This window comes from Paenibacillus rubinfantis (assembly GCF_001486505.1).
Lineage (GTDB): Bacteria > Bacillota > Bacilli > Paenibacillales > Paenibacillaceae > Fontibacillus > Fontibacillus rubinfantis.
The window spans coordinates 489,397-502,348 of record NZ_LN909064.1 but is presented as its reverse complement, the minus strand read 5'-3'; the positions used below and the strand labels follow the sequence as shown (position 1 = coordinate 502,348).

General features: G+C 57.1%; 13 protein-coding genes. 1 reads left to right on the top strand and 12 read right to left on the bottom strand.

Annotation, left to right across the window (positions count from 1 at the left end; translation table 11 throughout):
• Positions 1 to 136: 136 nt before the first annotated feature.
• The 7 genes from BN3277_RS10500 to BN3277_RS10470 all read right to left on the bottom strand — a co-directional run bounded on the left by BN3277_RS10500 (position 137) and on the right by BN3277_RS10470 (position 5,331).
• Positions 137 to 739 carry a P-loop nucleotide/nucleoside kinase family protein gene (locus BN3277_RS10500; RefSeq protein WP_059042371.1) on the bottom strand — a complete coding sequence of 201 codons (603 nt, stop codon included), beginning with the start codon at positions 737 to 739 and terminating at the stop codon, positions 137 to 139.
• 169 nt (positions 740 to 908) lie between these two features.
• Entirely contained in the window at positions 909 to 1,448 is a 540-nt protein-coding gene (gene ssuE / locus BN3277_RS10495; RefSeq protein WP_059042370.1) for an NADPH-dependent FMN reductase, read from the bottom strand.
• A gap of 146 nt (positions 1,449 to 1,594) precedes the next feature.
• Positions 1,595 to 2,626, bottom strand: coding sequence for an NAD(P)H-hydrate epimerase (locus BN3277_RS10490; protein WP_232436383.1), 1,032 nt, complete (start codon positions 2,624 to 2,626; stop codon positions 1,595 to 1,597).
• Positions 2,601 to 3,269: an NAD(P)-dependent oxidoreductase gene (locus BN3277_RS10485; RefSeq protein ID WP_059042368.1), complete on the bottom strand. Its 669-nt coding sequence runs from the start codon at positions 3,267 to 3,269 to the stop codon at positions 2,601 to 2,603. The genes BN3277_RS10490 and BN3277_RS10485 overlap by 26 nt, the downstream gene beginning before the upstream one ends.
• 345 nt (positions 3,270 to 3,614) lie before the next feature.
• Positions 3,615 to 3,998, bottom strand: a complete 384-nt coding sequence (locus BN3277_RS10480) for a DUF1634 domain-containing protein (RefSeq protein ID WP_059042367.1) — start codon at positions 3,996 to 3,998, stop codon at positions 3,615 to 3,617.
• 1 nt (position 3,999) lies between these two features.
• Positions 4,000 to 4,806 carry a sulfite exporter TauE/SafE family protein gene (locus BN3277_RS10475; protein WP_392396628.1) on the bottom strand — a complete coding sequence of 269 codons (807 nt, stop codon included), beginning with the start codon at positions 4,804 to 4,806 and terminating at the stop codon, positions 4,000 to 4,002.
• Positions 4,807 to 4,902: 96 nt separating this feature from the next.
• Positions 4,903 to 5,331, bottom strand: coding sequence for a GNAT family N-acetyltransferase (locus BN3277_RS10470; RefSeq protein ID WP_059042365.1), 429 nt, complete (start codon positions 5,329 to 5,331; stop codon positions 4,903 to 4,905).
• A gap of 133 nt (positions 5,332 to 5,464) precedes the next feature.
• Here BN3277_RS10470 and BN3277_RS10465 point away from each other — a divergent pair, with 133 nt between their 5' ends.
• Entirely contained in the window at positions 5,465 to 6,412 is a 948-nt protein-coding gene (locus tag BN3277_RS10465) for a hypothetical protein (RefSeq protein ID WP_148501032.1), read from the top strand.
• Positions 6,413 to 6,513: 101 nt separating this feature from the next.
• On the opposite strand, the gene BN3277_RS10460 is transcribed toward BN3277_RS10465, so the two are convergent.
• The 5 genes from BN3277_RS10460 to BN3277_RS10440 form a co-directional block, all read right to left on the bottom strand.
• Positions 6,514 to 6,738, bottom strand: coding sequence for a YezD family protein (locus tag BN3277_RS10460; RefSeq protein ID WP_059042362.1), 225 nt, complete (start codon positions 6,736 to 6,738; stop codon positions 6,514 to 6,516).
• Positions 6,739 to 8,051: 1,313 nt separating this feature from the next.
• The gene (gene cysW / locus BN3277_RS10455) at positions 8,052 to 8,912 is read right to left on the bottom strand and encodes a sulfate ABC transporter permease subunit CysW (RefSeq protein WP_059042360.1); all 861 of its coding nucleotides are present in this window, start codon (positions 8,910 to 8,912) and stop codon (positions 8,052 to 8,054) included.
• Positions 8,913 to 8,941: 29 nt separating this feature from the next.
• The gene (cysT, locus tag BN3277_RS10450) at positions 8,942 to 9,772 is read right to left on the bottom strand and encodes a sulfate ABC transporter permease subunit CysT (protein WP_059042358.1); all 831 of its coding nucleotides are present in this window, start codon (positions 9,770 to 9,772) and stop codon (positions 8,942 to 8,944) included.
• A 36-nt stretch (positions 9,773 to 9,808) separates the two neighbouring features.
• A complete protein-coding gene (locus BN3277_RS10445) occupies positions 9,809 to 10,885 on the bottom strand; it encodes a sulfate ABC transporter substrate-binding protein (protein WP_059042357.1) in 1,077 nt (358 codons plus the stop codon).
• Positions 10,886 to 11,413: 528 nt separating this feature from the next.
• The gene (locus BN3277_RS10440) at positions 11,414 to 12,937 is read right to left on the bottom strand and encodes a beta-propeller fold lactonase family protein (protein ID WP_082691418.1); all 1,524 of its coding nucleotides are present in this window, start codon (positions 12,935 to 12,937) and stop codon (positions 11,414 to 11,416) included.
• Positions 12,938 to 12,952 lie beyond the last annotated feature (15 nt).

Genomic DNA, 12,952 nt, shown 5'->3' with positions numbered 1-12,952 from the left:
ATTCTGTAAGAATCGCCGATTTGGTAAACTATGTTGTTTTATTATAAAACAGTTGGGAGTGCTTGTGTATTTGGGCGCAGAAAAATCAAAAAGCCCTTCCTGCGGTTCAACCGCGGAAAGGGCTTCTCTTCGTTAATTAAACTTGTCCTTCTCCACCCAGGACAAAGCGGTAAACTTCCTCTACCTTCTCCTCCGTCAGCTCGCCGCTGTTGTCAAATTCGAGGATCGAGGAGGCCGGGATATCCCAGTTCAACTCCGGCACGAACTGCACGCGGTGTTTGAAATCATCCCAATGCTCCAGCTTCCAAGTATCGCGGTCCGTGCACCGGTCGATGATGCGTTCCTTTTGCGTTGCCATGTCCTTCAGCGTGACGACGACGACCTTCACGTCCACTTCTCTTTTGGACAATCCTGCCTCTTGAAGGAGCGTTTCCATCCAGTCTTTGTTTTTCAGCTCCGCCGTGAACGGGGAAATCATAAAGACATTTTGGCCAGCCGCCAAATTCTCAATGCAGATGTCCCGCGTCGTATCGTATTCCAGGTCGCGCAGATGCTTCTTATAAAAATCGGAGTCCCGGTCGTTCACATCCAGGCCGTTCATCTCCAGGATTTTCTCTACAAAGCGTCCCCCGACCGTATCGCGGTCCAAAAAAGCCGCCGGCATCCGTCTTGCCAGCTTGCGGGCCACCGTCGTTTTCCCCGTTCCGGCGACTCCTACGAAAAAGACCAATTTCAACATGATGTCAAAGTATCCTCCTTCGGTAATTGCGAGCAGTTATGTATTTTGTCCTATTGTACCATTTTTTTGGCCGTTTGCGCGGTTGACGCCAAGCCGCAAAAAAACCGGCACCGGGAACATCCCCGGCGCCGGCGATCTAACGCTTCCTCCACGATCCGCTACGCGATTCTTAAGACTGTTGCCGCAGTCGCGTTTCCCGGACGAGCTCCTTGACATTCTCTTCAAGTCGGCTGCGCAGCTCCTCGGCGATCTCGAAACCGCCGGCTTCGGTGCGTGCCACTTGGGCATCAACGGTATAGACGCCGCCCAAAATATAACGTGCGCCCAGCACGGACAAGACCGGCTTCAGCGCGTAATCGATCGTCAGCAGGTGCGCAAGGCTGCCTCCGATAAAGAGCGGCAACACAACTTTGCCGGCTAGGCCTTTTTGCGGCACCAGATCCAGGAAAGTCTTCAGCACGCCCGTATACGACGCTTGATAAACCGGGCTGGCGACAATCACCGCGTCCGCTCCGGCAACCAACGCATTGGCTTTCACGATCGCATCGCTTTCAAATTTGGTATGGATCAAATCCTCCGGCGGCAGCTCCCCCACGTTCAAATGACTGACTTCGAAGCCTTCGCCGCGCAACAGCTCCTCCGTCAACGCGATCACCGCGCCCAGCCGGGATCCCGGCGTTGGGCTGCCGTTAATAACTGTAACTTTCATATCGGATTCTCCCCTTATCTGTTCCGGTGGTTCCCCTTTTCGCGAACCCCGGCCATTTCCCTAAATTTTAAAACGATGCTATCAAGATTTGCTGGAAAAGTCAATGCGGACAGGGGTATCCCATGCTCCGCTCGGGCGAAGGAGGCTCACTCCGCTCGATCGATTACAATGCCTCGATGATATCCCCGGCGAGCAGCGACGCCGGGTTGCCCATGCGGGCCGGCCTCGCGCCGCCGGCCGACGTCCACCCCAAGCTCACCGCGCAGCGAGCGGTCGGTGAGCAGCACCCCCACTTCCGCCGCCGGGATCTCCGGCGGAAGTGCGCGGGGGATGCCGATATAGCGGGCGACCACGTCCCCCGCGGCTTTCGCGCCCGGATACTGCGTCAGCCCCGCCTTCAAGAAGGCGAGGCACACGGTGATCCGGGCCTGGATGCACGGGTCGTGGACCACGCCGGTATCGGCGTCCAGCCCGCTGGGGATGTCGGCTGCGACGATCGGCAGCCGCGTCTCATTCGCCTCCCGAATGAGGGAGGCGTAGGCCCCCCGGGGCGCTCCTTTCGCCCCGGTGCCCAGCAAGGCGTCCACGATCCCCGTTACCCCGCGGGATCGGGCCGCCGCCACCGTGCCGGGCGCATACACCTCGCCCGGCAGCCCCAACGCTGCAGCGATCGTTTGCTGCAGCGCCGCTTCGCCGCCGAGTCGCTCCGGCTCCTCGGCGTACAGCAGGCTCACCTGGACGCCCGCATCCGCCAGATGGCGGGCGCACACCAAACCGTCGCCGCCATTGTTCCCCTTGCCGACGAGGATCAGCCAATGCTCCGCCGGCACAGGCGGCGGGCTGCCGCTCTCTTGGAGCGGCCTGCAAGCCCCCGCTCCGCTGTCATAGGATGAATCGGATTCGCCCTGCTTCCGGTCCCCTTCGTTTGCTCCGGCTGGACGCTCCCGGATCGTCTCCGCCGGGCGCTCCGGCAGCCGACCATCCCGCCGCCCCCGGCAAAACACCAACACCTCCTCGGCGATCGCTCTCCCGGCGTTCTCCATCAAGGCCACCGCCGGGATCCCGATCCGCTCGATGGCGTAGCGGTCCACGGCGCGCATTTGCTCCGACGTCACAAATTTCATAAGCTCCCCTCCCCGCTCGTGTTCCTGCTTAGTACCCCACCGTAAATCGGGCACCGATATAATACGGATCTTCCGCCTCGTCCAGCAGGGCTGCCGCGTAATCCTCCGCCGTGATCCGGCTGTTCTCCCGCTCATCGACGACTAGACGATCCAGCCCCAGCCGGAACATGCCCGTACGCTTGCCTGGCTCAATCAGTGCCGGCGGGCTCAGCACCGTCCATTCCAGGTCCGACGCTCGGTACAGGTTTAGCGCCTCTTCATGCGCCCGGGCCAGCGGCCGCACCTCCTCCGGGAACTCCGGCGTGTCCATCAGCCGCACGCTCGGCGCGACCTCCAGGCCGCCGGCTCCGCCTACGGCGATCAGCCGCCGGACGCCGCCGCGTTTGACGCCTTCGATCAGCGAACGCGTCGCTTCTTGCAGCTCGTCTTCTTCCCCAAAACGCGGCCCGTAGGCGCTAATGACGAGGTCCTTTCCTTGGACCAGCCGGGCAATCGCATCGGGGACCAAAATGTCCCCTTCAACCAAGGTCAGGTGGCCGGCCTTTTTGGAATCTGTCGGGACGAGACGCATTAGCCCGATCTCGTCAGCTCGCACCCGATCTCTCACCACGGCCGTCACTTCATGTCCGCGTTGCAGTGCTTCCGCCGCAATTCTTTTTCCAATTAAGCCCGTCGCGCCAAACAATACGATATTCATCTATCGGTTCTCCCTTTCTTCGCAGTTGGATGGTATTCCCAAGTTTGCTGTTCTCATTATAATCATCCTGCTGCAGCAAGTCCAAATGAAACAGGGCCTCCCCGCCGCCGCGCAGCTGGAGAAGCCCCAAGTTCCTTTGCCGGGGACCGATAGTTGCAGTTTGTGCAACATTTGAGCCCGTTTCCGGCTAGGGGGATTTGTTTTGTTGTATTAGTTGCAACATTTCAGGTCATCGTGGGCGAAAACGCACGAAAATGTTGCACTTTATACAGCATTTTCATCAACATTGGCCTGGCGAGCTTAATTATGTTGTAGGTTTTGCAACATTTGACCGCTCCCTACCGCTTACCCCGCTTTCCCCAGCACGAAGCTCAGGACCAAGATCACAAACACGATCGCGGTGATTATGACATATCGATAGTCCCGTTCCGCCCAAAATAGGAACAGCGAGACGAACACCCGAAGTACCGGCGTCAGAATCAGCAGCAACAGGCCGGTCTGGATGACCGCAGCCGCCTTGAAAGCCAGCAACCCGGACAGGATGGTGCCAAAGCTGGTTGGGTACGTATCCCCGGGATATCCGCTGTCACCGGTCGCTAGAAACAGCACCAGTCCCGTGATGATGACGATCGCGGCGAGAATGACGCCGATCCGCAGCATTTTGCTGATGGCCATCTCCACCTCGAAGGTGCGGTTTTGTGAGTTCCCTGCCTCGTTTTTACCGCCCATATCAGCCCCTCCATCCTTGGTAGATCATCTGAAACGCCACGTACACCATGACCGGGATAAAAAGCTTGCGGATCGTTTTGCTCTTCATCCGCTGCATGAGGCGCGCCCCTACGGTTGCCCCGATCAGGACGCCCAAGGCCACCGGCGCCGAGATGATCGGAATAATGTCGCCGCGGAGTAAATAAATGCCTGCACTAGCCGCCGCCGTCACGCCCATCATAAAATTACTGGTAGCGCTCGACACTTTCAGCGGCATTTTCATGAACACATCCATCGCCATGACCTTAAAGCTGCCGCTGCCGATACCCAGCAGTCCGGAGATAACGCCTGCACCGTACATCACCCCGAACCCCTCATAAACGCGGTCCACGTTATAAGCGACGGTTTTGCCCAGCGCTTTGTCATAATACTCCCCCTGCAGTCTGAGCTTTTCGGCTACCGGATGCAGCGGAACGTTCTCGGGCACTTCCTGCTTGCCTTTCTTGATCATGGCGTATGCGGAGTACAGCAACAGTATCGCAAAAATGATATACAAAATCCGCGGGGCGATCAAAGCCCCGATAAAAGCGCCCGTTATCGCCCCGACGGTCGTAGCGATCTCCAGGAACATGCCGACGCGCAAATTGGTGATCCGGTCGCGAATGTACGCCACCGCCGAACCGCTTGAGGTGGCGATGACGGAGATGATACTCGCCCCGATGGCATGGTTGATGTCCACACCAAACAGCAGCGTCAACGCCGGCGTAACGATGATTCCTCCACCCAATCCGAGAACCGAGCCAACGATCCCCGCCAGAATGGCGATCATAAAAATTTCAATTACTGTGGAAGTCAATCCAATGGCATCCCCTTTGCCCTTTACTTGCATGAGGACGGCCCTGCTTCGGACGCCCCCATGTCTTTGTCACGCTTTTCTCCAAAACATCCCCAGGCTGGCGGGCGCGGTATACTCGAAGCCGAAGCGCCGGTACAGCTTGTCCGCCGGTACATCGGCGATGAGACTCACGTAGGTTAGCGGCGGCGCGTGTTCTTCCAGAAACCCCATGATTTCACCCATGATCGTTTTGCCAAGACCTTTCCCTTGGAGATCTGGACGTACGGCGATGTCGACCACCTGCATAAAGCAGCCGCCATCGCCAACAACCCTTCCCATTCCCGCCAATCCCGCTTCATCGTACAACGAGACAGCAAACAGGGAGTTGACCAGCCCCTTCGCCGCCCCTTCCTGACTGCGCGGACTCATTCCGGCTTGCTCGCGGAGCTTTAGATACTCTTTAACCTTAGGTGCCTCGTACAAAATTCTAACCTCTGCACCTGAATGTTGTTCATTCACGCCGATCCCTCCGATCGCCGATTTTTCTGTAGCATTTCACCAATTTTCAAGTATATCATATTTCCTAAACTCATGAACCAAGCTTGAATCCCAACGGCACGTGTGCAATAGTGAAAGGAGGAATATGGAAAGGGTGATCGCCGTGTCACTGTCGGAATGGATTGCCTGGCTGCAGTTGCCTGAACCTTCCGCGTTAGCCGCCTTCCTGGCCTTGTCTGCGTTCCTCGCGCTTTACGGCGCGACGCGGCGCAAGCTGATCCGGGAGGAACAAAGCCGGCTGAAATACGTCAACTCTACCTTGGAACGTTACGCCGCGGCTGCCGGATCGTTGATGTCCGCCCTGGAACTGCCGCCACAGTCCGCTTTGGAACAAGGCGCCCGAAGCGTTCTGCGGGACAAGCTTCTGGCTTGCCGAGCCGCCCCTTACAGCAGCGAAAATCTGCTGACGCAAATCACCGCCTTCGCCGAGGATGGCGATGTCTCCCGCTTGCCTCTGTTGCTTAGGACCCTCGAGCGGGAAAGCGAGTCCCTGATCGCCGAGCGGGACAAGCTGCTTCGCCAGATGGAACGGCCCGGCTGGGGAAGCTGGCTATGGCGCATTTTTCGGCCCATTTTGCCCGCGTTGTTCGCGGCTGCCTTTTTCCTTACGCTGCTAAAGTTGTGGCGTTTACTGGGGGCAAGTCTCTACGACGGGGTTGAGCCGTCGGGATGGGAGCTAGCGGCCGAGTGGATGCAGCTGGCCTCGTGCTGGTTTGCTTTGCTGCTGCTTTACCTCGCGGTGATGGGCGGACGGAATCGCCATGTCAACGCAATTCCCGCCCGGCTACTGGCCGCTCTGATCGCCGTATTAGCCGCCGGCCATTTAGCGGGTAGCGAGTTGGCCCCTTATGTTTTGGGCGCGCAGCTGCTTCTGTTTCTCGGCGGTTTTCGCCTGAACCGCCGCAAGCCGCGGAAGGCGCGTCCGTACGTTGGGCATGACCCGCTGCCGCCGGTGGAGGCGGGGGCGGGTCCAGGAGATGCCGCCGCCCCTCTTGCCGCACACGCGCCCGGCCGACCAAGTGAAGGCGAAACGCCGCAATAAACGCAAACACCCCCGGTTCCACGAAGGCGGCTAGGCAATGATTGCCTGAACGCCCGGAACCGGGGGTGTTTGATTACGATGGAATCCGATAGCTAAGCGGTTTACCGCTGTCCGGATTCACGTAAAGGTTTGGCTGTATGGCGGGAAGCCCCGGAAGCCCTGGAGGCGCTGCCCGGATTCAACTCGTAACGCTTGCGTTCCGTGCGTTCCATCTGCACGATTTGGCCTTCATGGACGACGATGTTCAGCGAACCAAACTCCATGCCGCCCAGCAGTTCCGCGATCCGTTCCAGCCAAATGTCGTCGACTTTCAATGGTTTCGCCATCACCCTACCCCTCCCCATGTATAGGTAAATCAAAAGTAATCTCTGGATCACGTAGTTTTCCTTAGTAGCTTAGACGACATCGAATCTTGCATTCAGCCGACCCTTCTGCCCACTCCTGTAGATTCCAGTTCCCTAACTCTAGCTCAACCTGCTACAAATCTACCGCTTCGGTAACTTTTGCAACTCCAGTAATTACAAGTAACACCGTTAACTCCAGAAACTCCAGTAACTAGAGAGACTCCAGTAAATCCAGCAATACCAGTAACTCCTGTAGCTCCTGTAGCTCCTGTAACCCCAGTATCTCCACTAACTCCACTAACTCCACTAACTCCACTAACTCCAACAACCTCTGCAACTACGCCGCCCTCGCACCTCAACTAACTTTCGCCCCGCTAACGGACCTGAGAGACGTTATTTTGCAGCCTTGCGAAGGACTTAGTTTCTAACGGACCCAGGTGACCTTATTTCGGGCAAAAGGAGCTACTTCTCCGCCATTTCCGCCAAATAAGGTCGCTGAGGTCCGTTACAGCGGGAAATAGCCGGGAAATTAGCAAATAAGGGCTCTACGGTCCGTTAGACTCCAGTAACTCCAGCGACTCCAGCAACTCCAGTAACTCCAGTAACTCCAGTAACCCAGTAACCCAGTAACTCCACTAACTCCTACAACCTCAGCAACTACGCCGCCCTCGCACCTCAACTAACTTTCGCCCCGCTAACGGACCTGAGAGACGCTATTTTGCAGCCTGGCGAAGGACTTAGTTTCTAACGGACCCAGGTGACCTTATTTCGGGCAAAAGGAGCTACTTCTCCGCCATTTCCGCCAAATAAGGTCGCTGAGGTCCGTTACAGCGGGAAATGACCGGGAAATTAGCAAATAAGGGCTCTACGGTCCGTTAGACTCCAGTAACTCCAGCGACTCCAGCAACACCAGCAACACCAGTAACTCCAGCGTCTCCAGCGACTCCAGCAACCCAGTAACTCAGCAAGTCAGTAACACCACTAACTCCACCAACTCCAACAACCTCTGTAACTATGCCGCCCTCGCACCTCAACCAACTTTCGCCCCGCTAACGGACCTGAGAGACGCTATTGGGCAACCTGGCGAAGGACTTAGTTTCTAACGGACCCAGGTGACCTTATTTCGGGCAAAAGGAGCTATTTCTCCGCCATTTCCGCCAAATAAGACCTCTGAGGTCCGTTACAGCGGGAAATAGCCGGGAAATCAATGAATAAGGGCTCTACGGTCCGTTAGAGGTCCGGAACGGTAGAGGTCCGGAACGGCAGAAGACCGAACGGCAGAGGTCGTTCGCCCCCTAATGCCTACTTTTTCGCGTAAACCAGCCCTTGAGCAGCAGGGTCACCAGCGCCAGCAGCAGCAAGAGGGACGCGACTGCAAACGACGCGGAAAATTGGTATTCGTTATACAAGATCTCCACGTGCAGCGGCAAAGTGTTTGTTTCTCCCCGGATGTGGCCCGAGACGACGGAGACGGCACCGAATTCCCCCATCGCTCGCGCATTGCAAAGCACGATTCCGTACAATAGACCCCATTTGATGTTCGGGAGCGTCACCTTCCAGAAGATCCGGAAGCCCCGGGCTCCCAATGTGACCGCGGCCTCCTCCTCTTGCTGCCCCTGATCCTCCATCAACGGGATGAGCTCGCGGGCAACAAACGGGAAGGTCACGAACAACGTTGCCAGAATGATCCCTGGCAAAGCAAAGATAATCGAGAGGTTATGCTCATCCAGCCACGGACCAAACCAACCGTGCGAGCCGTAGACAAGCACGTAGATTAAGCCGCCGATGACTGGTGATACGGCAAAGGGCAGGTCGATCAACGTGACCAGCACCTGCTTGCCGCGAAATTTGAATTTGGTGACGGCCCAGGCGGCGGCCACCCCAAAGATCGTATTCAGCGGTACAGTAATTAAAGCAACGAGCAGCGTCAGCCGCAACGCGGACAACGCATCCGGATCGCGGATCGCGGCCACGTAGACGTCCCAGCCTTTCTTGAGCGCCTCCGTCAGGACGACGGCAAGCGGCAGGACGATCAACCACAGCAGGACCAGTACGGCTGCCGTAATCAACACCCACTTGACGGCACCGGACCCCTTCCCCGTTTGCCTGCGCGGGGCAGTCGGCTTATTCGCAGCTAATGGCACAGAACCGGCCATACTCTTCCCTCCCTATCGATAGCGTTGTCTTACCGCGCGGTCTTGCGGATCCGGCGCTGCAGCGTGTTGATGAGCAGCAGCAGCACGAACGAGATCAACAGTAGCATCAGCGCTACCGCCGTCGCGCCGGCATAGTCGAACTGCTCCAGCTTCGACATGATGAGCAGCGGAGCGATCTCCGTCTTCATCGGCATGTTGCCGGAGATAAAGACGACAGAGCCGTATTCGCCGATACCGCGGGCAAACGCGAGTGCAAACCCCGTTAGCAGCGGGGGCAGCAGCTCCGGCAACACCACCTGGCGGAAGGTGCGAAAGCGGCTTGCGCCGAGTGTTGCCGCCGCCTCCTCCACCTCGGCATCCAGATCCTGCAGCACCGGCTGTACGGTACGCACGACAAAAGGGATGCCGATAAACATCAACGCAAGCGTAATGCCCATCGGCGTAAACGCGATGCGAATCCCCAACGGCTCAAACAAGGAGCCGATCCAGCCGTTAGCCGAATAGATCGCGGTAAGGGAAACCCCGGCCACGGCCGTAGGCAGGGCAAAGGGAAGGTCGATCATGGCATCAAACACGTTTTTGCCGGGAAAATCGTACCGGACCAACACCCAGGCCAGCAGCAGCCCCAGCACCGCATCGATCAGTCCAGCTGCCGCCGCGGTCAGAAAGCTGACCTTATAGGAAGCGAGTACGCGCGGGTCGGTCGCGATATCCCAAAATTTCTCCCAGGTTAGTCCCGTAGAATTCAGCAGCAAAGCGGAAAGCGGGATCAGCACGATCAAGCTGAGATATAGCACGCTAAATCCCATCGTCATCCCGAAGCCGGGAAGAACGCCGCGCTTTGTGGTGCCACTGTGCATAATTTTTCGCCTCCGATTCGTTACGGTCGGTTTGGATTATTGCGGTACATAAATTTGGCTGAAAATGCCACCGTCATTAAAATGCTTCGCTTGGGCTTCCGCCCAGCCGCCGAATTCCTCAATCGTAAACAACTGGATTTCCGGGAACTTATCGGCAAACTCCGTCTTGACGCTGTCCAGCGTCGGGCGATAGTAATTTTCCGCGGCGATTTTTTGCCCCTCTTCCGAATACAAGTATTTCAGATAGGCTTCGGCCACTTCACGGGTACCTTTGGAATCCACGTTTTTGTCTACCACGGCAACCGGCGGTTCCGCCAGGATACTCTCCGACGGATAGACGATATCAAATTTGTCCGGCCCCAGCTCCTGCACGGACAACCACGCCTCATTCTCCCAAGCCAACAGCACGTCGCCGAGTCCGCGTTCTACGAACGTCGTTGTTGCACCGCGTGCCCCGCTGTCGAGAACGGGAACATGTTTGAACAGCTCCTGTACGAACTCCCGTGCTTTCGCTTCATCGTTATTGTTATGATGCAGGGCGTATCCCCATGCCGCCAGGTAGTTCCACCGCGCCCCGCCGGAAGTTTGCGGGTTCGGCGTAATGACTTCGACGCCTTCCTTGATCAAATCATTCCAATCCTTGATCTCCTTGGGGTTGCCTTTGCGAACCAAGAAGACGATCGTTGAGGTGTAAGGCGAGCTGTTCAGCTCATATTTTTGCTGCCAGCCCTTATCAATCAAACCGTTCTCCGCAATAGCGTCAATATCGTAGCCGAGAGCCAGCGTGACCACATCGGCCTTCAATCCGTCAATGACCGCACGGCTTTGTTTCCCCGAGCCGCCGTGTGACTGCTTGATCGTGACTTTTTGTCCTTTTTCCTTCTCCCAATAGGCCGCGAAAGCTTCGTTATATTTCTCGTATAATTCTCGGGTTGGGTCGTAGGATACGTTCAGCAGCTCCACCGCTTTAGGCTTCTCCCCGCCGCCGGCATTGCCGGCTGCCGCACTGGCGGCATCGTTGCTGCCGCTCTTGTTCGCCGAGCAAGCCGCCAGAACCCCAACCAATACTAACGCCAAACTCACTAGAACCCCTTGCTTCAACTTTCTGTTCATCGTATCACTCCCCATACTCACATTTCTCGCTTTACTAGGGCAGAGCAGGCATCTACCGCATCAGATTCCATTCTGAAAAAGGAAAACGGAGAAACGCCCCACCCCCCAACGGTCAAACCGAGCCACTACCCGTGTCTGCCAAGGCAAGTAGAGCGTTCCTCCGTCCGTACGGTGAGAACATTTTTAATTATTCCTACCTGTTTAGTATGCTATGGTGTTATTTTATATGCGGTAGCCTAAAAATGTCAAACCTTTTTATGCAAAAAAATCAAATTATTTATAAGCTCCCCTTATAGCCGGTACAGGCCCCGGCACGGAGCGTTGAATGCCCCCTTCCGTCCATGAAAAAACCCGAAAGCCGGCAAATTGCGGGCCTTCGGGTGTTAGGGTTAGAACATTTCGTCTTCGATTGATGATGAAGCTTCTGTCTCACTTGGTACCTGCCGGCCGATGGGCGTTTTCCCTACTTGTAGAGATATGCCGTTCCCGGTTGCGAGGTTCCTTGCTTTTACGAAAAATCCCCCGCAGCTACTTCAGCATCCCCGCCGCGAGGCTCGCCGAAAGTGGCTCGATGCAAGATGGCTTGGCGAGCTTTAAGCTTTGCTCCGTTGGCGTCAAGCGGCCGTTCTCGGGGTCGCGGCGCAAGGCGGCGACATTGCCGCTGTACTGATTCGCCACCAGCACGTAGTCGTCCAGTACGGCAAAATTCCGCGGCCAACTCCCTCCCGCACTCGCCCATGCCGGGTCCTCAAGACGCCCGGTTGCGGGATCGATGTGAAAGCGAACAATGCTGTCATGCCCGCGGTTGGAGCCATAGACGAAACGACCGTCCGGCGAGAAATGAATATCGGCCGGGTAGTTCTCCCCTTGGAAGTCGTCCGGCAGCGAGCTGGCGTGCTGGATCACCTCAAGCCTCCCCTCCTCCGGATCCAACGCATACGCCGTCATCGTGTTGTTCAACTCGTTCATGCCATATGCGAACCGTTCGGACGGATGGATCACGAAATGCCGCGGACCGGCCCCCGGCGGCAGATTCGTCGTTCCGTGCTTTACGAATTGCCCGCACTCCAGCCGATAGATCACGATTTGGTCGGTTCCCAAATCGGAGACAAACGCGAACCGGCCGTCCAGACTTGGCACGGCGCTATGCGCATGGGCTGATTCCTGGCGCTCCTTGTTTACACTGCTTCCTTCATGGCGAATGAGGGAAGTCATGTCCCCCGGCGCTCCGTCCGATTCGAGGGCATAAGCATTAACATGGCCGCTGGAATAGTTGGCGACCAGCAAGTGCCGCTCCGGACCTGGCTGCAAGGCCAGGTGGCAAGGATCCGCGCCAAGCGTAGCCTTATCTCCGCTTAGCAGCGTCAACTTCCCATCCCCCGGATCTACCGCGAAACCGGCAACCCGCCCCTCGCTTTGTTCGCTTACCGCATACAACCGCAGCCCCATGGCATCCAGAGCTACGAAGGACGGGTTCGTGAGACCTGAGAAGCCGTGAAGGACCCGCATTTCCCCGGTACTGCGCCGCAGCTCGCATAGATGAATGCCCGGTTCCCCGCTTTCAGCATAAGAACCCGTATAAAATAACCACACCTCTTGGTTTTCCAGACTCATCGAATCCTCTCCCTTCCCTTGCTCGGATTCCCGCAGCAACCGCTTCACCTCGGACAAAGAAAGCCGGTTAAAATACAGCTCCACCTGCTGCTCTGCTCCGCCGTAGATTTGGTTCATGACAGCGGGTATGTTCGAGGAAATGTTACAGGAGGAGTGTTCGCTGCCGGAACACCAGCTTGGACGCAGCGAACCTTGGGCGAAGATGCGGTACAAGTCGCCGAGGGATACCTGCGAAAGCTCGGCCTTCAGCTGATATCCGCCATGGGCCCCCTCCTTCGTCGTCACGAGGTCGTGACGGCGAAGCAGGCTCAACACCTTACGCACGCGGGCCGGATGTGTCGCCACGCTGCAGGCGATTTGTTCGCTGTTGGCCATGCGCTCCTCCCTGGAATCCAAATACAACAAGCAATGGACGGCGACCGTCAATTCGCTGTTCATCTTCGTTCCCCTTTC

Excerpts from the sequence above, each read along its gene's own strand:
- BN3277_RS10500 (WP_059042371.1), bottom strand. The coding sequence starts at position 739 with ATGTTGAAATTGGTCTTTTTCGTAGGAGTCGCCGGAACGGGGAAAACG.
- ssuE (WP_059042370.1), bottom strand. The coding sequence starts at position 1,448 with ATGAAAGTTACAGTTATTAACGGCAGCCCAACGCCGGGATCCCGGCTG.
- BN3277_RS10485 (WP_059042368.1), bottom strand. The coding sequence starts at position 3,269 with ATGAATATCGTATTGTTTGGCGCGACGGGCTTAATTGGAAAAAGAATT.
- BN3277_RS10480 (WP_059042367.1), bottom strand. The coding sequence starts at position 3,998 with ATGGGCGGTAAAAACGAGGCAGGGAACTCACAAAACCGCACCTTCGAG.
- BN3277_RS10475 (WP_392396628.1), bottom strand. The coding sequence starts at position 4,806 with ATGATCGCCATTCTGGCGGGGATCGTTGGCTCGGTTCTCGGATTGGGT.
- BN3277_RS10460 (WP_059042362.1), bottom strand. The coding sequence starts at position 6,738 with ATGGCGAAACCATTGAAAGTCGACGACATTTGGCTGGAACGGATCGCG.
- cysW (WP_059042360.1), bottom strand. The coding sequence starts at position 8,912 with ATGGCCGGTTCTGTGCCATTAGCTGCGAATAAGCCGACTGCCCCGCGC.
- cysT (WP_059042358.1), bottom strand. The coding sequence starts at position 9,772 with ATGCACAGTGGCACCACAAAGCGCGGCGTTCTTCCCGGCTTCGGGATG.
- BN3277_RS10445 (WP_059042357.1), bottom strand. The coding sequence starts at position 10,885 with ATGAACAGAAAGTTGAAGCAAGGGGTTCTAGTGAGTTTGGCGTTAGTA.
- BN3277_RS10440 (WP_082691418.1), bottom strand. The coding sequence starts at position 12,937 with ATGAACAGCGAATTGACGGTCGCCGTCCATTGCTTGTTGTATTTGGAT.